Origin of the sequence: Pantoea dispersa, assembly GCF_019890955.1 — a bacterium.
In the GTDB taxonomy this organism is placed as follows: Bacteria; Pseudomonadota; Gammaproteobacteria; order Enterobacterales; family Enterobacteriaceae; genus Pantoea; species Pantoea dispersa.
In genome coordinates this window covers 1,645,204-1,664,827 of sequence record NZ_CP082346.1, presented here as the reverse complement: position 1 = coordinate 1,664,827, position 19,624 = coordinate 1,645,204, and the positions used below count along the sequence as shown (strand labels likewise).

Here is a 19,624-nt window from a genome sequence, read left to right as displayed (position 1 = left end):
TGAAAAGTGACAATGACATCGGGACGGCGCGCTGACCGTCCCGAAGGACTCAGCTGGCCAGCTGGCGCGCGGCCGACAGATGCGTCAGCTCATCACTGCGGAACGCTTCGCGGCGTACACTGTAGCCATCATACCAACGACACTCTACCATTCCGCTGGCATAGCCGGTCACCACCATGGTGGGTCCGCCCTGTTTGTGCTGAACTTCGTCACTGATTGCAAAGGTCATACCGCGCCCTCCCTTCTCACCGTTGATTGAACGGATTAAGGTATAGCAGCTGTGCGCGTTTTTTGCCTATAGGATATTGCTATTACTGTGACAAATTCGGAATAAGCAGTGAAAAATGCCGTAAATAAACAAAGCCGATAAAAGTTATTATCGGCTTTGAACGATTTCCCCGGGTGGAAAATCAGATTTTGCAGCCTTCGCAGTCGGCTTCGTCGCTGATATCCGCCGGTACTTCGCTGGCTTTTTCTGCCGCTTTGGCTTCCGCCTGCTCCAGCTGTGCATCGATATCAAATTCAAACATATCGTCGTTCATCATCGTTCTCCTGACCCGTGATTAGAAATTTCCTGCGCTTTATACCGATTTACCGCGCAGCTTCGCAACCAGATTTACCACTAACAGCACAATCGACCCAACGATAAAGCCCAGCACCAGATTCGCGCCGTTGCTCAGCAGCATGGAAACCACACCCGGGAAGCCGCTGCTGTACTCTTCAATGGCATGATGCAGCGGCGCAATACCGTGCACGATAATGCCGCCACCCACCAGGAACATCGCGACGGTGCCAACCACCGACAGGATTTTCATCAGCCACGGTGCCAGCGCCAGCAGCGCGCCGCCGGTGGCCTGCGCCAGCGTGGAAGACTTCTCACGCAGCCAGTAGCCGAGATCGTCAATCTTAACGATCATCGCCACAATACCGTACACGCCAATGGTCACCAGAATGGCAATACCGGCCAGGATTAACACCTGATTGAGCAGCGGCGCATCCGAAACAATGCCCAGGGTAATCGCCACGATTTCAGCCGACAGAATGAAGTCGGTGCGCACTGCGCCTTTCACCTTATCTTTTTCGAACTGGCGCGGATCCTGCTGCGCCAGATTATCCAGCCGCTTTTGCCGCGCTTCCGGGCTCTTCTCCGCTTTGTCGTGGTGCAGGCTGTGCAGTACTTTTTCCACCCCTTCAAAGCACAGATAGGCGCCGCCAATCATCAACAGCGGCGTAATCAGCCAGGGCGCAAACGCGGAGATCAGCAGCGCCAGCGGCACCAGGATCAGTTTGTTGATAAACGAGCCCTTCGCCACGCCCCACACCACCGGGAGCTCACGATTGGCCTTCACGCCTGTCACCTGCTGCGCATTGAGCGACAGGTCATCGCCCAGCACGCCGGCGGTCTTTTTTGCCGCCACTTTGCCCATGACGGAAATGTCGTCGAGCAGCGTGGCAATATCATCCAGAAGAGTCAGTAAGCTGGTTCCTGCCAAAATGTCATTCCTTATTCCGGTTCGTGATCCTGACAACAGGGGCACCGCTCAATCGCCGTCACCGTCATATCGGCGATGCCCGCACAGTCCCATTCGACGCGTAACGTTTTCCCGTGCAGATCGTCGGCGTGCAGATACTTGCTCACCGGACTTTCTGTCATGCCGCTTATCTCCTCGGTGGCCACCAGCGTATCGTCCAGGTAAATGCGTGCCGTGGCATGGGCATTGACCATGCGCTCATCGCGCAGTTGATACAGGCGTCTGACCGTCAGTTTGATGCTGCTCATGGTGGTGTTCCGCGTCCCAGAGAAAACGCTGATCTAAACTGTTATGGCAGCTAAAAGCAATCACCCTGCCTTAATCCGCCCGATAGTGATGCAATCCCTGATGATCGATCTCGCTGCTGTGCGTGGCAGCCAGCAGCCACTCTTCCAGCCGCTCCACCAGCGCCTCATCTTCCAGCCGCAGTTTGCCGCGCAGCGCGCATTCCCAGACGATCAGCACCTTCCAGCCACTTTCCTGCAGCTGCTGCACATAGCGCCGGTCACGCTCCACGTTACTGTTGATTTTGCCGCTCCAGAATTCGGTACGCGTGGCCGGCATTTTGAACAGATAACAGTGGTGACGATGCCAGAAACAGCCGTGCACAAAGATAATGGCTTTGTGCTGCGGCAGCACAAAATCCGGCCGGCCCGGCAGCGCTTTGTCCTGTACACGAAAGCTAAAGCCGCGATCTTTCAGCAGCAGCGCAATACGCTGCTCAATCGCCGTATCCTGATTGCGAATGGCGCGCATATTTTTGCGGCGAATATCATGCGAGTGGACGTCTGCCATGGCGTCTCCTTTTTTCCGGGCTTCTTCAACTTTAGCGCGTTGAGGCGAAAGCGAAAGTTTGTGCAGAGCAGATTGCGAGACGCTGCGCAGCCATCGTTAATTTCCACGCCGCGCCAGGAGTGGTAGCATAGCCGCTTCACTGTTAAGGAAAAACGCATGCTTGCACTCGATCCCGCCGCGACGGCTTCGCCCTCCCCGCACTCCGCTGATGATGACGCCACCGCGTTACTGCTGCAGGTACTGGATATCTACGCGGCCCGCGATCTGGTGGTCATCCTGAGCGAGGCCGGCGGCCGCGACTGGAGTATCACGCAGCTTAACCGTATTCGCGCGGGAAAAAGTGCCGCGCCCGCGCTGTCCGCGGCGGAGGTCGCCCGTCTGCAGGCGCTGCTGCCGTCGCGACCGGCGCATTATGACAATCCCCGCTTTCAGTTTATCGATCTGTTTGCCGGCATCGGGGGTATTCGCCGCGGCTTTGAGCAGATTGGTGGCCAGTGCGTATTCACCAGCGAGTGGAATAAAGAAGCGGTGCGCACTTACAAAGCCAATCACTACAGCGATCCCGCCCGGCATCAGTTCAACAGTGATATCCGGCTGATTACCCAGCCGGCCGGTTTGTCGGATGAGCAGGCGATTTATCAGCATATCGATAAGACGATTCCCGACCATCAGGTGCTGCTGGCCGGCTTTCCCTGTCAACCCTTTTCGCTGGCCGGCGTCAGTAAGAAGAATGCGCTGGGTCGCGCGCACGGTTTTGAATGTGAAGCCCAGGGCACGCTGTTTTTTGATGTGGCGCGCATCCTCGCCGCCAAAAAACCGCCGTTTTTCGTGCTGGAGAATGTGAAGAACCTCAAGAGCCATGATAAAGGCCGCACCTTTGCCATTATTATGGCCACGCTGGATGAGCTGGGTTACGACGTCGCTGACGCGGCTGACGACCCGTCGCCGGATGCCAAAGTGGTCGATGCGCGTCACTTCCTGCCACAGCACCGCGAGCGCATCGTGCTGGTGGGGATCCGGCGCGATACCGGCCTGAGCGAGGGTTTTTCGCTGCGCGCGCTGGCGGCACTCTATCCGCCTGAAGTTCCGCCGCTGCACAGCCTGCTGGAGCCGCAGCCGGCGGCAAAATATACCCTGTCGCCCACGCTGTGGCACTATCTCTACCAGTATGCGAAGAAGCATAAAGCCAAAGGCAACGGTTTTGGCTTTGGCCTCAACGATCCGCGCAATCCGCACTGCTGCGTACGCACGCTGTCAGCGCGCTACTATAAAGACGGTTCGGAAATCCTGATCGATCGCGGCTGGGATCACGCGCTGGGCGAGCAGGATTTTCAGCAGGCCGCGAACATGGCGCGCCGCCCGCGCCGCCTGACGCCGCGTGAATGTGCCCGCCTGATGGGCTTTGAAGCGCCGGGCGAAGCGCGCTTCCGCATTCCGGTCTCCGACACACAAGCCTACAAACAGTTTGGTAACTCGGTGGTGGTGCCGGTGTTCGCCGCCGTAGCGAAACTACTGCTGCCGCTGATTGAGCAGCACGCGCGTCAGCGCCGCTGAAAACGCAGCCGCGCTTCACGCCCCGGTTTTCCACCCGCAATTTGCTTTAGTAACGCGCGATGTGCTGTTTTGCCGCACATCGCGCGCACTGTCACCGGACTGTCACGCATCAAACCAATACTGCGTTTTATTTTTTGCGGAGCTGTTTGATGTCTCTCCTGTCTGTAATCTCCCTGCCGCTGCGGCTGCGACCTCGTTTTACACTGCGTCTGCCCGTCTGGCTCTCCAGCCTGCGCAGCCAGTTCATGCTGTTTATTGTGCTGTTTTGTCTGCTGCAGTTTGCCGGGGTGCTGTTGCTCAACCAGCACGTGAATCAGACGCAACACTCATTGCAGCAGGCCAGCCAGCTGCGCGAACGGCTGGCCCTGCTGGATAAAGCACGTATTGAGTTACTCACCGCCAGCGACAACAGCCATCGTGCCGGCATTTATCTGATGCAGGACCAGCAGAGCGGTTCGGTCGACAGCTGGAAAAGCCTGGCGGCGGCAGCCACTACCTCATTGCAGCAGGCGCAGCAGCTGTTTGCTGCCTATCAGGCGAAAAGCGATAGCCCGCTGGCACAGGGCTTCGTGCTGCTGGCTGGCGGGCTGCAGGAGCAGCTGAAAGGGCTGGCAGCCAATGATATCAACGCATTTTTTATGGTGCCGATGCAGGCTTTCCAGCAGCAGTTCAACGATGCCTGGTTTAGCGAAATCGAACAGGCCAATCAGCAGCTCGGCAGCGTCAACCAGCATTCGCTCAGCACGCTCAAGCAGAGCCGCAATCTGGCGCTGGCGATTGCCGCGTTATTAATGGCGCTGCTGCTGCTGGCCGCCGCGCTGCTGATGCGCGGCGTGTTGCTGCCGCTGCGTCACGCCAACGCCCAGCTGGCACAAATCGCGACGGGCGATCTGGTCGCCAGCCCGGCACCGACGCGTCGTCAGTCGCTGGAAACGCGCCAGCTGCTCCTGTCCATCGATACCATGCGTCAGGGTTTGCAGCAGATCGTCAGCGACATCACGACGGTAGCAACCCGGGTGGCGGCCGGCGCTGATGAGATGCAGCAGCATAATCAGCAGGTGATGCAGCAGCATCAGGCGCAAAATGCCAGCTTCCATCATCTGTCGCAGCGGCTGCATCGCGTGTCAGAAGAGGTGGAAAAAGGTGCACACTTCTCGCAACAGGCGACGCACGACGCGCAGTCCGCGGATGCGCTGATGCGTCACTGCGCCCATGAAGTCGACAATATGGATCACCAGATGCAGCAGATCGTTGCGGCCGCCGGCGATATCGCTGGCATCGTCGGCATGCTGGACAGCCTGTCGATGCAGACGCGTCTGCTGTCGCTTAATGCGGCGATAGAATCTGCGCATGCTGGCGCTTACGGGCGCAGTTTTTCGGTCGTCGCCAAAGAGATGGGATTGCTGTCGCAGCAGAGCGGCGCATCCACGCGGCAGATCGACGGTTTAATCCAGCACACGCAGCAGCACGTTCAGGATGGCTTTGCGAAGGTGCAGGCGCTGGAAGTACTGTTTGCGCGGATTGGCCAGGCGGTATCGGGCGTAGTCAGCCAGCTGAATGAGCTGCAGGATAACAGTACGGCGCAGAGCCATCGCGTGAGCAAAATTGCCCGGGAAGTGGTGGAAATGAGTCTTCAGCTCCAGCAAAACGAAGCCCTGACTGACCAGCAGGTGCAGGCAGCGGCGCAGCTGAGTGAACTTTCAGCGCGACTGACGCAGCGCGCGCAGCAGTTCCGCGTTAGCTAAGGTGCAGAAAGAAAAAACCCGTCAGCGACGGGTTTTGGTGTTATTTCTTTTTCTTACTTTTCTTCAGCAGTGCACGCACCTGCTTCAGCTCGGCGGCGCTCAGTTGATCGCCCGCCTCTTCGGTATGCAGACTGTCGACGACCGGTGGCTCAACGGTATCTAAACTGGCCTGCAGGCGGTTAACGATCTCCTGACTCATGGAGATTTGGTTATCAGCGGCTAACTGTTTAATGTGCTCTTTTAGCGCCGGGTCAATTTTAATGGTTAAGTTAACGGTCTCGGTCATCTTCACACTCCCTCTTGATTTACAACAACGTAGCGGAAGCAGATGAAAGTTAACAGACTGTCATAAAAATTTAATATTGTGCCGGTATGGGACTGAAATCGCGTAACACGGACTCATCAATATCGGTCAGATTGCCCTGCAGTTCGGCGCACAGCTTTGCCATATAGCGGACGAGAAAATCGGCGTTGTGTTCCGCCAGCAGACGGCCGGTTTCCGTCTGCATGGTCTGCGGCAGGCTCAGCAGTTTCTTCTGGAAATGATCCAGCGTCCACTTTACGTCATCCAGTTCACGATCTTTACCCAGCGGATCGTCGCTGTCGAACAACGGCCGTCCCAGCGCACCCGCGGTATAGAAAACGCGCGCAAGGCCAATCGCGCCTAATGATTCGAGACGATCGGCGTCCTGAACGATCTTCGCTTCTAACGTTTTTGGCGTGATGCGGGCGCTGAAACTGTGGGCCTGCACCGCATGCGCCACGCTGTCCAGCAGCGCTGAGGGAAAATCCGGAAAATCCTGTTGCAGAATGCGGCGCGTCTCTTCCGCCGCGTAAGTCGAAGCCAGATGGCGCTCCGGATGGTTTTTCGGCAGGTTCACCACATCGTGGAAATAGCAGGCGGTCAGCACCACCAGCGGATCGGCATTGGTGTTTTGCATAATGCGGGCCGCGCTCATCCAGACGCGGCGCAGGTGCGCGATATCATGGGCTTTATCATCGTGCAGCCAGTTCAGCTGCAGCCAGCTTTCGTAACGGTGTTGCCAATGGGTCAGTGACATCGTGCTTCTCCTGTTATTGCTATTATTTCGCACCGGGTACGGCTTGCGTCTCATCATAGCGGCCCGGTGATGACACTTTCTTTACACCCTTCCCGGATGTCCAGCGCAAAAAAATGCGATCCCGATCATGTTATAGCGCTGTTAATGCCGCTTGCCCAGCCGCGATACGGTTTTCAGTATTTCCTTAACCTGTTTTAGTTAAGCCACTCTGTTTAATTTCGGTGATGCATTTCCCACTGGGTGAATTTTCAGCATCGCCAAAGGTCCAGTTTAGCCTGTCGCAACCCCAGCATTAAATCGCCCCTTTGCATAGCGACATAATCTGAAAAGATTCCCATTGCGACCGTTATAACGTACTGTATAGGGGAAATTTACGGCTCTCACCTGTACCCGAAGCCTTCGTCAGCACACTGTTTGCTTATGAGCCATTTTTAATACCGGAAGCGGCAGTTATTGCCCGATAATAAGGCGACAAATTATTAAGCAAATTGATTCAAACCCATTATGCTAATGCTCTCATCCGAGGATACGGATGTTTCGTCGAAGTTCTCCGGGTACGTGATACAACATGAGGTACATAATGAAAGAACGGCCGATTCTTTTTTCCGAACAGCGGGTGCGCGCCCTGCTGGTTGGCCAGCAAACTCAGACCCGGCGCATTATGAAAACTCAGGCGTTTGGCCCGGGACAGGATCATCATGAAGGCGTGCACGCGTTTGATGTCAGCGCTAATCATCTGCATGGCTATAAGCTGATGTCGATGGCGGACATTGGCGCCCAGTGCCCGTTTGGCCAGGTCGGCGATCGCCTGTGGGTGCGTGAAACCTGGCGGGGTCCGATTGTGCCTGAGGCGCATCTGGCGGAATACGAGCGCGATCCGCTGCCGTTCCGCAATCCGGCATTTTGCCAGTATCGCGCCGACAGCCATGAACTTGGACAACAGGAAGACAATCAGCAGGTCGCCGAGCAGTTTGGCTGGCAGACCGCCATCCATATGCCGCGCTGGGCCAGCCGCATCGATCTGGAAATCACGGCGGTACGCGCGGAGAAAATTCAGGACATCAGCGAAGACGACATCATGGCGGAAGGCGTGCAGACCGATTCGCACTTCCTCAATAATTTCTTCACTATGAACATGAATTCCGAATCGCCGAAAGAAGCTTACCGCAAGGCGTGGCAGAAGCAGTACGGCGCCACCAGCTGGGAGGTGAATCCCTGGGTTTGGGTCATCGCATTCCAGCGTGTGGAGCGTGAAGGCTAACCGTTTGCCCTCTTCCGCACGGAAGAGGGCGTCGTCTTTTGCGCGATTCAGTGAATCACCAGCCCTTGCCCCCTCGCCGGCGGCACAGCGCGCCCCCTTTCCCACCTTGCCAGTTTGCAATCCCTGTCACAGACAAATCCGCCGCTAACAGGTTGAATAAGCGGCTTTGATTCCACGCTGGCAATTTATCGTCTGCCGCGTCAGGATATGATTTCCGCCCTGCAGAGTGAGTGACGCAATGATCAAATGGCCGTGGCGTGCACAAAAAGATGCTGCCGTGACTGCCCTGCCCTGGCAACAGGCGCTGGGGCAGCCGATCTTTTCTCTGCTGAACAGCGACGAACAGCAGGCACTGGTGGCGCTGGCGCAACGCTTCCTGCTGCAGAAAAAAATCACCCCGCTGCAGGGTCTGGAACTCAGCGAACTGCGCCTGACTCGCCTGTCGTTGCTGTTTTGCCTGCCGGTATTGAAGCTGGGTCTGGAATGGCTCGACGGCTTCCACGAAGTGCTGATCTACCCGGAGCCGTTCAGCGTTGACGATCGCTGGGAGGACGACAGCGGCCTGGTGCACCACGCGCCGGCCGTGCATGCCGGCCAGAGCTGGACGCAGGGACCGGTGGTGCTGAACGCGCTGGACATCCAGGACTCATACGATCTCTCTGGTTACAACCTGGTGATCCACGAAGTGGCGCACAAGCTCGACGCGCGCGGCAGCGGTTACACCAGCGGCATCCCGGCCATCGCGCTGCGCGATGTGGCCAGCTGGGAGAAAGATTTACTGCAGGCGATGGCCGAGATTGAAGCGGAAGTGGAGCTGGTGGGTGAACAGGCCGCGACCCTCGATCCTTATGCCGTCAGCGATCCGGCGGAATGTTTTGCCGTGCTGTCGGAGTACTTTTTCAGCGCCCCCGACCTGCTCGCCAGCCGTTTTCCGGCCATGTATCGCCACCTTCAGCAGTTTTACCATCAGGATCCGCTGGCGCGGCTGGCGCAGCAGGCACCGGAATCTGCTTAAATCACGATCGCTTTGCCGCTTTGCTAGCCAGTTGAATACAAATGTGTTTTTAGCGGTTGACACCCACAGGGGCTGCCATTAATATTCGCCTCGTTCCAACGATTCCTCTGTAGTTCAGTCGGTAGAACGGCGGACTGTTAATCCGTATGTCACTGGTTCGAGTCCAGTCAGAGGAGCCAGATTTAAAGAAGCCCGCTCAGGGAAACCTGAGCGGGCTTTTTGTTATTGCGTGACGGCTAAACCTCCGTCCAGCCGCGCAGCAGGTTGTGGTACATATTCAGCAGCGACAGCAGCTCTTCGCTGTCACCGTGGCGCGCTTTCAGGCTTTGAATGTTGCGGTCCAGTTCAAACAGCATCGCGCGTTGCTTATCATCGCGCACCATCGACTGAATCCATAAAAACGAGGCGACCCGCGCGCCGCGCGTGACTGGCGTGACGCAGTGCAGGCTGCTGGAGGGATAAAGCACCAGGTCGCCCGCCGGCAGTTTTACGCGGTGCTGACCGTAAGTATCCTCGATCACCAGTTCCCCGCCCTCGTAACTGTCGGGTTCACACAGAAACAGCGTGGCGGAGAGATCGGTACGCATCCAGCCGGCCGCGCCATTGTGGCGTACCGCACCATCAACGTGAAAACCGTAGGTTTCCCCCTGCTGATAACGGTTGAACAGCGGCGCAGAAAGCGTGCGCGGCAGCGCGGCGGCAAAGAATAGCGGATGGCTATTCAGTGCCTGAAGCACTGCAGCCTGCAGCCGATCGTAAAGTGGCGTACCGGTGTCAATCTGCTGGTTATTTTTTACGGTCGCGCCCTGGCTGCCGACCGTCGCCCGTCCGTCAACCCAGTCAGCCTGCTGCAGCTGGGTGGTAAAGTGCGCCAGCTGTTCAGCGTTGAGCACGGCAGGAATGTGATACATCATCGCGGAGTTCTCGCCATTAAGCGTGGAGCGCGAACGCCCCACGGTTGACCATCAGAAATGCACGTTAGCCGTCAACAGGAAGGTACGCGGCTCGCCCGGATGATAGCGGTAGCCACTCTTGTTGATCGATGCCACATAGTTAGTATCAAACAGGTTATACACGTTGAGCTGCAGGTCGAGGTTATTGTTGACCTTATACCCAAGCTTCGCGTCAGCCACCCAGTAGCCTTCGGTGTGATCCGGCGTGCCCACGGCCCCATCGCTGCCGCGACGCAGGCTGCCAACGTAACGTGCGCCCGCGCCCACCGACAACGCATCAGTAGCCTGATAGTTGGTCCACAGCGTAAAGGCGTGCTTCGGCGTATAGGCCAGCGCAGATGAGCCATCCTGCGCCACGCTGGCACCTTCACGCACCGACGCGTGCTGCATGGTGTAACCGGCAATGATTTCCCAGTCCGGCGTTATGTTGCCGGTTGCTGAGAGTTCATAGCCTTCCACGCGCTTCTTGCCGGTTTGCGAGTAAGTGCCGTCATCATTGGCATCGACCTCATTTTCGATGTCGGTGCGGAACAGCGCGGCGTTCAGCAGCAGTCGCTTGTCCAGCACCTGCCACTTGGTGCCCACTTCGCTGGATTTGGCCTTCTGCGGTTTAAAATCGGTACGGTTGGCGCTGTTGCCACTGCCACCCGCCGCCAGCGCGAAGCTGCTGCCACCCGGCGGCTGCTGGGAAATGGCGTAATTCACATACAGGTTGCCCTGTTCGGTCAGACGATAGAGCGCCCCCGCTTTCCAGTTCACCAGATTGCCGGATTTCGCCGTGTCCACCGTGGTCACCGGCGTATTACGCGCCACGCCCGCCGGACAAGCCAGCGCGCCGCGTCCGGTGCCGCCACAGGCCGTCGCGCTGTCGTACTCGGTATGGTAGTTGTCGAGACGAATGCCGCCGTTCAGCTCAAAGTCAGGGGTAATCGCCAGCGTATCAAATGCATAGATGCCAAACGTGTCAGTCTGCCCGTTAGCGTTCGCACCGTTGCGGTCCAGACCGCCAATCGAAATGCTGCTGATGGGATGGTAGATATTCACCGCAGGTGGCGTCAGCGCGTTGACGCCATAGGTGGTCTGGTTTTCACGCGTGAACTCTACGCCCGCACTCACATCATGCCCGACGGAACCGGTGGCAAATTTCGAGGTGATATTGGTCTGGTTGGTGAGAATACGGTTGCTGATATCTTTGGTGTTTGCCAGGCGCGACCAGCGCCAGCTGCCAACATCGTTCGGGTTGGGTGCAGTAATGTTACTGGCTCCGCCCATCACCGCCGTCAGCAGATACTCCTGCTTCACCCGCGACCAGCGCGTGGTGTTGCGCAGCGTGGTGTTATCGCTCAAATCGTGTTCAAAGCGCAGCGTGGCACTGTCGGTAGTCGATTTGTCGAAATCAGAATCGGTGCCGTAGTAGTTGCTGGTGGCGACCTTGCCGGAATTGTTCAGCGCAGCATACGCGGCAGACGGTGCCGAATAGCCGGGCAGGCCAACGGTCGGAATACCGCCGTCCGGTATGTTGTTCTGGTGGACGTGCAAATAGTTGACGTACAGCCGCGTTGCGGTGTCCAGCCCCAGCGCCAGCGAAGGCGCGACGCCATATCGCTCGTTCTGGATGTTGTCACGCGCCGCATCATGGGTTTTCTCACCCATCAGGTTAAGGCGAAACGCCGCATTGTCGTTGATTGCCTGGTTGTAATCGAGCGTGCCGCGGCGCATCCACGCGCTGCCGGCGCTGACTGACGCGTCAAGCCCGGTGTCCAGCCGCGGTTGTTTGCTGATCATATTGATCGAGCCGGATGGTGCGCTGCGACCATAGTCGGTGCCGGAAGGCCCCTTGATCACTTCCACCTGCTGCGTGTTGAAGGTGTCACGCGTGACGCTGGCGATGTCGCGAATACCATCCACGTAAATGCTGTTGGAGGTATCGACACCGCGCATGTACACCGCATCGCCGGTGGTTGAGCTGCCGTTTTCCCCGGCATAAAACGCCCCGACGCCCGGCACGTTTTTCAGCGCGTCGGTCAGATTGGTGACGCCCTGATCTTTAATAACCTGATCCGGAATCACCGTCATGGTGCGGGTGGTATCCACCAGCGGACGGGTAAATTTGGGATCGGCCGAGGCATTTGGCGCGTACAGCGAAGGCGTGCGCGCTTCAACCACCAGCGTATCATCAGATTTTTTGCCGGAGTTATCGGCCCCCAGCGCCGCAGCCGGCGAAATACCAATACAAAGCCCGGTGAACAGGGTCAGCGAATTGAAGCTACCAAACGGCAGCTGGCGATTTTTATCCATGTTAAAAGGTGAGTTTCTTATCGTTATTAACGCACTCATTGTCTTAACCGCACCTGCCATTCAGGCATAGCACTGAATCAACACGGTTTTCCCAGACAACACCTAAATGATAACGCCAATAGTTATCATTTACCTTTATATTCTTACACGCACGCTGCCGCTTGGGAATACTTTTCTTTACGTTAAAATTACGAAATCAATACAATTGAACAAACCGGCGGCAGGTTACGGCAATTTTTTCATCAGGCGGGCAAACAGCATAAAAAAACCCGCTCGGCGTGAGCGGGTTTTTAGTCTGGCGTGCACAGTTCATTCCAATAGCAATAGCGCATGCGCTGGTGGCGGCGGTTATCGTTCATAGTAGCGATACACGGAAGGATGAAACTCCACGCCGTACAGCTGGCTGATCGGGATCAGCAGATCGATATGCTCACCGGGGTAGAATTCGCGCCCGTCAGGGGTGGCGGCTTTGCTGGCTGCCAGACGCGCCAGCCACTGCTGCAGGATCTTCTTCATTGTCAGCTTCTCCAAAAAAGGTTAACGCTGACAGTAAACCCCAGCCTGGACGCGGAACCAAACGACAAGTTATGCGTAGGATTACTGCATTTTGCATATCGGGGTGGCAACGGTGGCTGCGCCATGACGGTCACACTGAAGAATGCCCCTACGGGCTGGGAGGCCCCCGGCAATGCCGCACGCTGTTTACCTGATAGTCCTGTGCCCTCCCCCCGGCTTTCAAAGTCATCCCCCGCGAACCACAACCTAAATGAGAAGCAGTGGCGGCCCGGGCGGGCCGCCTGACCTGTCATGCACGCGCCTCTTTCAGCAACTGCTGAATCACCCTCTCCTGCTCTTCATAGTTACCTTCACCAAACGCGGTGTAGCGCAACTGGCCGTGTGCATCAAAGATGTAGTGCGCGGGCCAGTACTGATTACCAAAACGGTTCCAGATGCTGTAATTGTTATCCGCCACTACGGTGTAGGGCAGCTGCCAGCGCGTAATCGCGCGCTTCAGCGCCTTTTCATCGCGCTCCCACGGGTACTCCGGCGTGTGCACACCCACAACGACCAGCCCGTCACGTTGATACTTACTGGCCCAGTCGCGCACGTATGGCAGCGTATGCTGGCAATTAATGCAATCCCAGGTCCAGAAATCGACCAGTACCACTTTGCCCTTTAACGTGGCAGGCGTCACCGGTGCCCCGTTCAGCCACGCTGTGCCCCCCTCCAGCGACGGCAACGCGCTGCTGGTTTGCGGCAGGCTAACCGGCTCCAGGCGCACTTTGGGTGCCGGCGTGGTCAGCCACTGGCTCAGCTGCTGCTCCAGCTTCAGGGCAAAAGCGGGCGCTGCCTGCAGCTGGCTCTGTGAGCCGGTAACAATCACGCCCACCGAGGCAAGCATCAGCACGCCCGCCGCCTGACGCAGCCGCGCACTCATCGCCAGCCCCGGACGCAGTCGCGCTACCAGCGAGCGTCCGGCGAAATAGAGCAGCGCCAGCATCAGCGCGGCACCGCTGCCATACGCCAGCAGCAACACGCCAACCGACAGTGGATGATCGCCCACGACGGCCAGGCTGAGGATCGCGCCCAGCACCGGTCCGGCACAGGGCGACCACAGCAGACCGGTTGCCAGGCCCGCCAGCAGCGCGGCGAGCACCCCGCTACGCCGCTGGCTGGCATCGTTGAGGCGGTTACCCAGCGCGACAAACGGCCGGGTAACGCGTTGGGCGATGCGCGTGGAGATTAACGTCAGTGCGGCTATCGCCAGGAACAGCAGCGCCAGGTCGCGACCAATGCTGGTGACCTGACTGACCCAGTGGCTGGTAAGCGATACCAGCAGTGCCACCAGCGTGAACATCAGGACCATGCCGCTCAGCAGCGCCAGCAGCTGTCCGCGTCGGCCGCGGACGCTGGCAAATACAAAAGGAATAATCGGTAAGGTACAGGGGCTGAGCAGCGTCAGCATCCCGGCGAGAAAAGCGATAAGCAGTGTCATAGGGAACCTCATACGGTGGATAAACGTCTGCGCGTCCGGCAGTACGTCTATTACATCCACCGCATGTGTTCAGGCTGTGTCGGGGAAACGCCGTTTTGTCGGGTTATGTGTGTAACGGGCGGGCAGATACATCAGGTTACACATCCTGCTGCTGCAGGATGATGCACGCTTCCAGCCCGCCAGCTGCCCGGTTACGCAACTGCAGGCTGCCCGCCATCTGGCTCACCAGCTGGGTGGCGATCGCCAGGCCGAGCCCGGTCCCGCCGGTGTGGCGATTGCGTGAACTCTCCACGCGGTAGAAGGGCTCCAGCACCGCCTGTAACGCCTCCTCCGGGATGCCGGGCCCGTTATCACGCACCCGAATCTCTACGCTGTCACCCTGGGGTGAACAGAGTTCAACCTCCGCTTCGCCGCCAAACTTGAGCGCATTGTCGATCAGGTTGGTCATGATGCGCCGGAGTGCCTGCGGCCGCACGGCGAAGGTGTCATGACCTGTGCACGGCACAAAGTTCACCGCTTTACCGACATCCTGATAGTCACAGACGACGCTATCCAGCAGCGCGTTGAGGCTGACGCTCTGGCGCTTCTCCTCCAGCACTTCCGATGAGCGTGCATAGGCGATGCCCTCGCGCACCAGACGGCTCATGTTATCGAGATCGCTCAGCAGTTTGTCGCGCAGCTCAGGCTGCTCCGCCATCTCCACACGAAGCTTCATGCGCGTGATCGGGGTTTGCAGATCGTGGGAGATGGCCGCGAGGATTTGCGCACGCGCTTTGAGGTGATCCTGAATCCGCAGCTGCATCGCGTTAAACGCACGCGCCGCCTGCTGCACTTCATCCGGGCCGTTCTCTGCCATCAGCTGTGCGTGGCTGGCGGCCGGTTTGAGCGCATCCACCGCCTGGGTAAAGCGCACAAACGGTCGCACTACCTGCCGCACCGCCAGCCATGCGCAGCACAGCAACAGCAGCAGCTGACCCATTAGTACCAGCGGCAGCCAGCGCGCAATCGCCGGCATGCGCGGCCAGAGATCGAGCGTGAGCGGCGCGCCGTCATGCAGCGTCAGATGCACCTGAATATGCTCCCGCGGCCCCGGAATCGCATGAATGCTCATCTGATAGCGCCCGCCAAGCGTCTCCTGCAGTGAGCGTACCGCGTCGCGCGTGCGCCAGCCGGAGGGATACGGCCCCGCTTCGCCCGGCGACAGACTGTAGCGATAGTTGCCGCGCGCCAGCTTCGCCAGCCAGCCCGGACGCTCGTCCGCCGGCAGGCGATCGAGGATTGCCACGCTGGTCGCCACATCGTACTCCAGGTTGCCCAGCATCACGCTTTTAGCGCTGCTCATGCGTTCAATCAGCAGGCTTGCCAGCGTGAGAGTATTTGCCAGCAGCAGCCCGCCCAACACGATAATCAGCAGGCGTGACAGCAGCGATCGCGGCCATAGCCTCATTGATGCGCCTCTTTAATCACCACCGTGCTCGCCAGTACGTAACCTTCGCTGCGTACCGTTTTGATGTAGGCCGGTTCACGGGCATCTTCGCGTAACCGCTGGCGCAGCCGGCTAACCAGCAGATCGATCGAGCGTTCAAACAGCTCCGCGTCGCGGCCCTGCGTCAGGTTGAGCAGCTGATCGCGATTCAGCACGCGCTGCGGATGGTCGAGAAACACGCGCAGCAGGCGGTACTCTGCGCCACTCAGCGCCACAATCACGCCGTCGCTGTCCAGCAGATGGCGCGCGGAGGTATCCAGCTGCCACTCGCCAAAGGCAATGATGCGGCCGGCCCCGGTAATATGTAAATTCGGCGGCAGCGCCCGGGTACGGCGCAGGATCGCTTTGATGCGCGCCAGCAGCTCACGCGCCACAAAGGGTTTGATCAGGTAATCATCCGCCCCCATCTCAAGCCCGAGAATGCGATCGGTCTCTTCGCTGCGGGCAGTAAGCATCAGTACCGGCAGGTTCTGCCGGGGATCGCTGCGCAGCTGACGGCACAGCGTCAGGCCATCGTCACCCGGCATCATGATATCCAGCACCACCAGATCCACCAGGCTGCTGCTCAGCACGGCGCGCATCTCGCGGCCATTGGCCGCACCGGTGGCGCGGTAACCGGACTTAATCAGATAGTCGGTTATCAGTTCGCGGATATCCCGGTCATCATCCACCACCAGAATGTGATCAATGTGCTCCAAAACAGCCTCCTGTCAGCCACTTATGCAAAAAAGACCGGCACGCGATGGCCGGTCCGGGTCGTGAATTACTCCGCTACAGTGCGGCCGCATCCTCAACGGCTTGCACAAACGCCTGCGGTGCTTCCGCTGGCGGATTGTGTCCGATATTGCCCGTGAAGGTGCGATGCTGGTACCTGGCGCTGAACCTGGTACGGTACGTTTCAGGTGCCGGGTGCGGCGCCCCGTTATTATCCCCTTCGATGGTGATGGTGGGGACGCGAATTGCCGGTAATGTGGCTAATGTTTTCTCATAAGCGGCATATTTTTGCTCGCCTTTTTCCAGGCCCAGGCGCCAGCGGTAGTTGCTGATAGTGATCGCCACCTGATCCGGATTATCCAGCGCTTTGGCGCTCTGGTTAAAGGTGGCATCGCTGAATTTCCAGCCGGGCGATGCCTGCTGCCAGATCAGTTTCGCAAAGTCGTGGGTATGGGCGGCATACCCCTGCTGACCGCGCTCAGTGGCGAAATAGAACTGATACCACCACTGCTGTTCGGCCTGTGGCGGCAGCGGTTTTTTTCCCAGCTGCTGGCTACTGATCAGATAGCCGCTGACCGACACCAGCGATTTTACCCGTTCCGGCCATAGCGCCGCGACGATGTCCGCCGTGCGTGCGCCCCAGTCAAAGCCGCCCAGCACGGCCTGTTTGATATTGAGCGCATCCATCAGCGCCACGACGTCCGCTGCCATTGCCGAAGGCTGGCCGTTACGCGGCGTTTTATCCGACAGGAAGCGCGTGCTGCCGAAGCCGCGCAGATACGGCACGATCACCCGATACCCTTTTGCCGCCAGCGCCGGTGCCACCTGAGCATAGCTCTGGATATCGTACGGCCAGCCGTGCAGCAGGATCACCGCCTGACCATCACGCGGACCGATGTCCACATAGCCTGTGTTCAGCACCCCCGCGTTGATCTGCTGCACGTGGCTGAAGTCAGCGGCGTAATCGTGTGAGGCCGGGGTGGCGGCAAACGCGGTGCCTGCCGCCGTGAGAACCAGCGTTGCCAATAGAGTCTGACGTAACAGTGTTTTCATCATTTATCTCCGGGTCATCAGTGCGGTGCAATCTGTACGGGCACGTTAAAGGTGATGGTTTTGCTGTCGATCGGTTTATGCGTAGGATCGGCAAGAATAAGGGTGACCTTGTGCGGCCCGACAGGCAGACCGACCAGAATCACTGGCTCACCGCTGGTGTCCGCCCAGTGCCACGGGTTGTCATCCACGATGACGTGAATGTGGCCGATGCGCGGCGTGATTTTCAGCGCTTCCTGGCCAAACACTGGCTCGATGCGCAGGTTTTCTGCCCGGTACTGGATAAACACCGCGCCCTTGCGCAGCGGTCCGGCCAGCGGGGCATCCACAATTAATCGCGCAGGCGGCTGGGGATGATCCAGTGGCGCCACGGCCGCCGGGCCGAGCACGTCAGCAGCGCTCAGTCGCTCCGCCCAGGCGCAGGTCGCAGAGGCGCCCATCAGTAACGTTGAAATAAACAGTCGGGTTAACAACGTGGTATCTCCATGCATTCGGTTGATGCGTACAGAAGACCACGGCGATGTATAGCGGATATGTACAGACTGGCGGGTTATGCAACGGCGTGTGTGCTGTGTGGCGGGAGATACAGTGTGATACAAATTGGTGTTTACCCCGCCCGGGGGAAAATCAAAGCAGGATTTTCACAGGCCCGGGGGCGGGAAAATTGATGAGATAAGTGGCCCTTCGTCGTGGAAATAATTCGTCCGCCTTAATCACGCAGGCGGCGAAATGATATGGCGCGCAAAGCGGCACGCGCGAGAGCTTCGCTCGAATCAATTAACGTCATTTCCTGCCAGATCGCGCTGTGTTTTAACAAACTCAACTCTGTGCAAGCCAGAATAATGTGCGTAGCGCCCTGTTGCTTCCAGCTACTTACGGCGTCCGCTAACTGCCGCATTGAGAGTTCAGACACGCTTTTTGTCGCTTTTATCTCGTTAATGCAGCGTGTCAAAAGCTGTTGGGTGGATGCAGCTACATTGACGATCTCGGCGTGCTGTTGCGTAAGCGCATTCTGATACAGCCTGCTCTGGTACAACATTTGCGAACCGAGCACAACAACCCGCTTGCCCTGAGGCGCAATATGCTCAAGTGTGGCATCAATAATATTAATAACCGGAATAGCTGCGTCCTTGCTCCAGCGCGACCAAAGGAGGTGAGCGGTATTACAAGGCACAACGGCAACCGTCGCACCCGCAGCAGCGAGTTCTGTAATAGTTGCGTGAATCCAGGGAGAAGGATCACGTTCACCCAGTTGCAAATGACGCCCACGGCTGGGTATTTTACTATTATTATCAATAATAAGCCGCGGATATTGCCACTCTTTATCTGCCTGAACCAGGCCATACAGCTGCTGGCAAAAATCCAGTGTTGCCCAGGGGGCTACGCCCACGACGCCTAAAACACCTTCATCTGCCGGCCAGCTAACATCGTCATAGAGAGGTGAGATATTAACCATTTTTTTGCTCAAAGTGATAAAGGCGTAATCGGGTTTCAGGATACTTATTAAGCATATGACCTTCAGGGAACATATTTTCACTCCTGATTAAGCTGAAACCATGCCGCGCAAATAGGTTTTCGTATTGCTCAGCGGTTCGATATGTAGCGGAATACTCTGCTTGCAGATTCGCAGAATAGCGGTTATTGATTTCGAATCTTTCACCGACACCCGTACCATCACGCAATAATATAGTGCTTTCTGGTTTACTGTAAGCACGCAAATTACTTAACATTTTTTCAGCTTGCTCATCATTAAGGTAGATCATCAGGCCAGATATGAAAATGACATCGTACTGCTCTGAGCTACAATAATTCTCGGCAGATGAAAGAATGAAATCGACATTATTAATATTGCGTTTGCTGGCTTCAAGCTTACCCACTTCAATCATTGCAGCTGAAAACTCTACAGCGGTGATTTTTTTTGCGCCCTCATGCTGAAAACGAAAAGCCCACTGCCCGACCCCGGCGCCGAGATCAAGTACCGTTTTCCCTGTCAGGTCAGGCAACCAGGCAAAAACTTTTTGCATCTCTGTGCGAATTTTAATATCGAGAAACTTTGGATCGTTTTCGAGGTTTGCTAAACTTTCTAACGATAATTTATTGTAATCATTCGCTCGACGATCCCAAAAATTCTTCACTTTTTTTGCATCTAACATTTCATTAAGCC

21 protein-coding genes and 1 tRNA gene are annotated in these 19,624 nt (G+C 57.5%); 5 read left to right on the top strand and 17 right to left on the bottom strand.

The features are described 5' to 3' along the window. Nucleotides 1–49 precede the first annotated feature (49 nt). From K7H94_RS07610 to K7H94_RS07595, 5 genes are all read right to left on the bottom strand, one after another. On the bottom strand, nucleotides 50–229 hold the full coding sequence (locus tag K7H94_RS07610; protein ID WP_010618657.1) for a YodC family protein: 180 nt from the start codon (nucleotides 227–229) through the stop codon (nucleotides 50–52). A gap of 181 nt (nucleotides 230–410) precedes the next feature. Further along, nucleotides 411–545, bottom strand: a complete 135-nt coding sequence (locus K7H94_RS23140; RefSeq protein ID WP_254919505.1) for a hypothetical protein — start codon at nucleotides 543–545, stop codon at nucleotides 411–413. A gap of 36 nt (nucleotides 546–581) precedes the next feature. Next, nucleotides 582–1,493 (bottom strand): DUF808 domain-containing protein, encoded by a 912-nt coding sequence (locus tag K7H94_RS07605; RefSeq protein WP_058757386.1) that lies wholly within the window; start codon nucleotides 1,491–1,493, stop codon nucleotides 582–584. 11 nt (nucleotides 1,494–1,504) lie between these two features. Continuing rightward, complete coding sequence (locus tag K7H94_RS07600; protein ID WP_021509848.1) at nucleotides 1,505–1,780, bottom strand: hypothetical protein; 276 nt, start codon at nucleotides 1,778–1,780, stop codon at nucleotides 1,505–1,507. 70 nt (nucleotides 1,781–1,850) lie between these two features. Then, nucleotides 1,851–2,327 carry a very short patch repair endonuclease gene (locus tag K7H94_RS07595; RefSeq protein WP_152390714.1) on the bottom strand — a complete coding sequence of 159 codons (477 nt, stop codon included), beginning with the start codon at nucleotides 2,325–2,327 and terminating at the stop codon, nucleotides 1,851–1,853. Between the two features lie 156 nt (nucleotides 2,328–2,483). Here K7H94_RS07595 and dcm point away from each other — a divergent pair, with 156 nt between their 5' ends. After that, a complete protein-coding gene (dcm, locus tag K7H94_RS07590; protein WP_222951902.1) occupies nucleotides 2,484–3,881 on the top strand; it encodes a DNA (cytosine-5-)-methyltransferase in 1,398 nt (465 codons plus the stop codon). Between the two features lie 149 nt (nucleotides 3,882–4,030). Then, the gene (locus K7H94_RS07585; protein WP_222951901.1) at nucleotides 4,031–5,626 is read left to right on the top strand and encodes a methyl-accepting chemotaxis protein; all 1,596 of its coding nucleotides are present in this window, start codon (nucleotides 4,031–4,033) and stop codon (nucleotides 5,624–5,626) included. Nucleotides 5,627–5,666: 40 nt separating this feature from the next. On the opposite strand, the gene K7H94_RS07580 is transcribed toward K7H94_RS07585, so the two are convergent. Then, on the bottom strand, nucleotides 5,667–5,912 hold the full coding sequence (locus tag K7H94_RS07580; protein WP_104093175.1) for a hypothetical protein: 246 nt from the start codon (nucleotides 5,910–5,912) through the stop codon (nucleotides 5,667–5,669). A gap of 70 nt (nucleotides 5,913–5,982) precedes the next feature. After that, the gene (locus tag K7H94_RS07575) at nucleotides 5,983–6,687 is read right to left on the bottom strand and encodes a phosphohydrolase (RefSeq protein ID WP_058757381.1); all 705 of its coding nucleotides are present in this window, start codon (nucleotides 6,685–6,687) and stop codon (nucleotides 5,983–5,985) included. Between the two features lie 580 nt (nucleotides 6,688–7,267). Here K7H94_RS07575 and K7H94_RS07570 point away from each other — a divergent pair. The 3 genes from K7H94_RS07570 (at nucleotide 7,268) to K7H94_RS07560 (ending at nucleotide 9,142) form a co-directional block, all read left to right on the top strand. After that, nucleotides 7,268–7,948 (top strand): ASCH domain-containing protein, encoded by a 681-nt coding sequence (locus tag K7H94_RS07570; protein WP_222951900.1) that lies wholly within the window; start codon nucleotides 7,268–7,270, stop codon nucleotides 7,946–7,948. 238 nt (nucleotides 7,949–8,186) lie between these two features. Beyond that, entirely contained in the window at nucleotides 8,187–8,963 is a 777-nt protein-coding gene (gene mtfA / locus K7H94_RS07565) for a DgsA anti-repressor MtfA (RefSeq protein ID WP_222951899.1), read from the top strand. A gap of 103 nt (nucleotides 8,964–9,066) precedes the next feature. Beyond that, nucleotides 9,067–9,142: transfer RNA gene (locus tag K7H94_RS07560), tRNA-Asn, on the top strand. A 57-nt stretch (nucleotides 9,143–9,199) separates the two neighbouring features. Here the strand turns inward: K7H94_RS07560 and ybiX are convergent. The 10 genes from ybiX to K7H94_RS07510 form a co-directional block, all read right to left on the bottom strand. Continuing rightward, nucleotides 9,200–9,877: a PKHD-type hydroxylase YbiX gene (gene ybiX, locus K7H94_RS07555; protein WP_150058604.1), complete on the bottom strand. Its 678-nt coding sequence runs from the start codon at nucleotides 9,875–9,877 to the stop codon at nucleotides 9,200–9,202. A 51-nt stretch (nucleotides 9,878–9,928) separates the two neighbouring features. Next, nucleotides 9,929–12,214, bottom strand: a complete 2,286-nt coding sequence (locus K7H94_RS07550) for a catecholate siderophore receptor Fiu (RefSeq protein WP_276523019.1) — start codon at nucleotides 12,212–12,214, stop codon at nucleotides 9,929–9,931. A gap of 348 nt (nucleotides 12,215–12,562) precedes the next feature. After that, entirely contained in the window at nucleotides 12,563–12,730 is a 168-nt protein-coding gene (locus K7H94_RS07545) for a hypothetical protein (RefSeq protein WP_193752272.1), read from the bottom strand. A 289-nt stretch (nucleotides 12,731–13,019) separates the two neighbouring features. Then, complete coding sequence (locus K7H94_RS07540) at nucleotides 13,020–14,210, bottom strand: cytochrome c biogenesis protein/redoxin (RefSeq protein ID WP_222951897.1); 1,191 nt, start codon at nucleotides 14,208–14,210, stop codon at nucleotides 13,020–13,022. Between the two features lie 136 nt (nucleotides 14,211–14,346). Next, nucleotides 14,347–15,657: a sensor histidine kinase gene (locus K7H94_RS07535; RefSeq protein WP_166711572.1), complete on the bottom strand. Its 1,311-nt coding sequence runs from the start codon at nucleotides 15,655–15,657 to the stop codon at nucleotides 14,347–14,349. After that, on the bottom strand, nucleotides 15,654–16,394 hold the full coding sequence (locus K7H94_RS07530) for a response regulator (protein ID WP_222951896.1): 741 nt from the start codon (nucleotides 16,392–16,394) through the stop codon (nucleotides 15,654–15,656). Before K7H94_RS07530 ends, K7H94_RS07535 begins: the two co-directional genes overlap by 4 nt. A 73-nt stretch (nucleotides 16,395–16,467) precedes the next feature. Further along, nucleotides 16,468–17,463, bottom strand: a complete 996-nt coding sequence (locus K7H94_RS07525; protein WP_222952033.1) for an alpha/beta fold hydrolase — start codon at nucleotides 17,461–17,463, stop codon at nucleotides 16,468–16,470. 17 nt (nucleotides 17,464–17,480) lie between these two features. Further along, a complete protein-coding gene (locus K7H94_RS07520; RefSeq protein ID WP_222952032.1) occupies nucleotides 17,481–17,900 on the bottom strand; it encodes a DUF6130 family protein in 420 nt (139 codons plus the stop codon). Between the two features lie 269 nt (nucleotides 17,901–18,169). Beyond that, nucleotides 18,170–18,916, bottom strand: a complete 747-nt coding sequence (locus K7H94_RS07515) for an aspartate/glutamate racemase family protein (RefSeq protein WP_058757371.1) — start codon at nucleotides 18,914–18,916, stop codon at nucleotides 18,170–18,172. Beyond that, nucleotides 18,909–19,613 (bottom strand): class I SAM-dependent methyltransferase, encoded by a 705-nt coding sequence (locus tag K7H94_RS07510; protein ID WP_222951895.1) that lies wholly within the window; start codon nucleotides 19,611–19,613, stop codon nucleotides 18,909–18,911. The genes K7H94_RS07515 and K7H94_RS07510 overlap by 8 nt, the downstream gene beginning before the upstream one ends. Nucleotides 19,614–19,624 lie beyond the last annotated feature (11 nt).

Coding starts and splice junctions, on each gene's coding strand:
- K7H94_RS07570 (WP_222951900.1), top strand. CDS start 7,268: ATGAAAGAACGGCCGATTCTTTTTTCCGAACAGCGGGTGCGCGCCCTG.
- K7H94_RS07520 (WP_222952032.1), bottom strand. CDS start 17,900: ATGGGCGCCTCTGCGACCTGCGCCTGGGCGGAGCGACTGAGCGCTGCT.
- K7H94_RS07510 (WP_222951895.1), bottom strand. CDS start 19,613: ATGTTAGATGCAAAAAAAGTGAAGAATTTTTGGGATCGTCGAGCGAAT.
- K7H94_RS07515 (WP_058757371.1), bottom strand. CDS start 18,916: ATGGTTAATATCTCACCTCTCTATGACGATGTTAGCTGGCCGGCAGAT.
- K7H94_RS07595 (WP_152390714.1), bottom strand. CDS start 2,327: ATGGCAGACGTCCACTCGCATGATATTCGCCGCAAAAATATGCGCGCC.
- K7H94_RS07540 (WP_222951897.1), bottom strand. CDS start 14,210: ATGACACTGCTTATCGCTTTTCTCGCCGGGATGCTGACGCTGCTCAGC.
- mtfA (WP_222951899.1), top strand. CDS start 8,187: ATGATCAAATGGCCGTGGCGTGCACAAAAAGATGCTGCCGTGACTGCC.
- K7H94_RS07580 (WP_104093175.1), bottom strand. CDS start 5,912: ATGACCGAGACCGTTAACTTAACCATTAAAATTGACCCGGCGCTAAAA.
- K7H94_RS07610 (WP_010618657.1), bottom strand. CDS start 229: ATGACCTTTGCAATCAGTGACGAAGTTCAGCACAAACAGGGCGGACCC.
- K7H94_RS07535 (WP_166711572.1), bottom strand. CDS start 15,657: ATGAGGCTATGGCCGCGATCGCTGCTGTCACGCCTGCTGATTATCGTG.
- K7H94_RS07550 (WP_276523019.1), bottom strand. CDS start 12,214: ATGGATAAAAATCGCCAGCTGCCGTTTGGTAGCTTCAATTCGCTGACC.
- K7H94_RS23140 (WP_254919505.1), bottom strand. CDS start 545: ATGATGAACGACGATATGTTTGAATTTGATATCGATGCACAGCTGGAG.
- dcm (WP_222951902.1), top strand. CDS start 2,484: ATGCTTGCACTCGATCCCGCCGCGACGGCTTCGCCCTCCCCGCACTCC.
- K7H94_RS07525 (WP_222952033.1), bottom strand. CDS start 17,463: ATGAAAACACTGTTACGTCAGACTCTATTGGCAACGCTGGTTCTCACG.
- K7H94_RS07575 (WP_058757381.1), bottom strand. CDS start 6,687: ATGTCACTGACCCATTGGCAACACCGTTACGAAAGCTGGCTGCAGCTG.
- K7H94_RS07545 (WP_193752272.1), bottom strand. CDS start 12,730: ATGAAGAAGATCCTGCAGCAGTGGCTGGCGCGTCTGGCAGCCAGCAAA.
- K7H94_RS07585 (WP_222951901.1), top strand. CDS start 4,031: ATGTCTCTCCTGTCTGTAATCTCCCTGCCGCTGCGGCTGCGACCTCGT.
- ybiX (WP_150058604.1), bottom strand. CDS start 9,877: ATGATGTATCACATTCCTGCCGTGCTCAACGCTGAACAGCTGGCGCAC.
- K7H94_RS07600 (WP_021509848.1), bottom strand. CDS start 1,780: ATGAGCAGCATCAAACTGACGGTCAGACGCCTGTATCAACTGCGCGAT.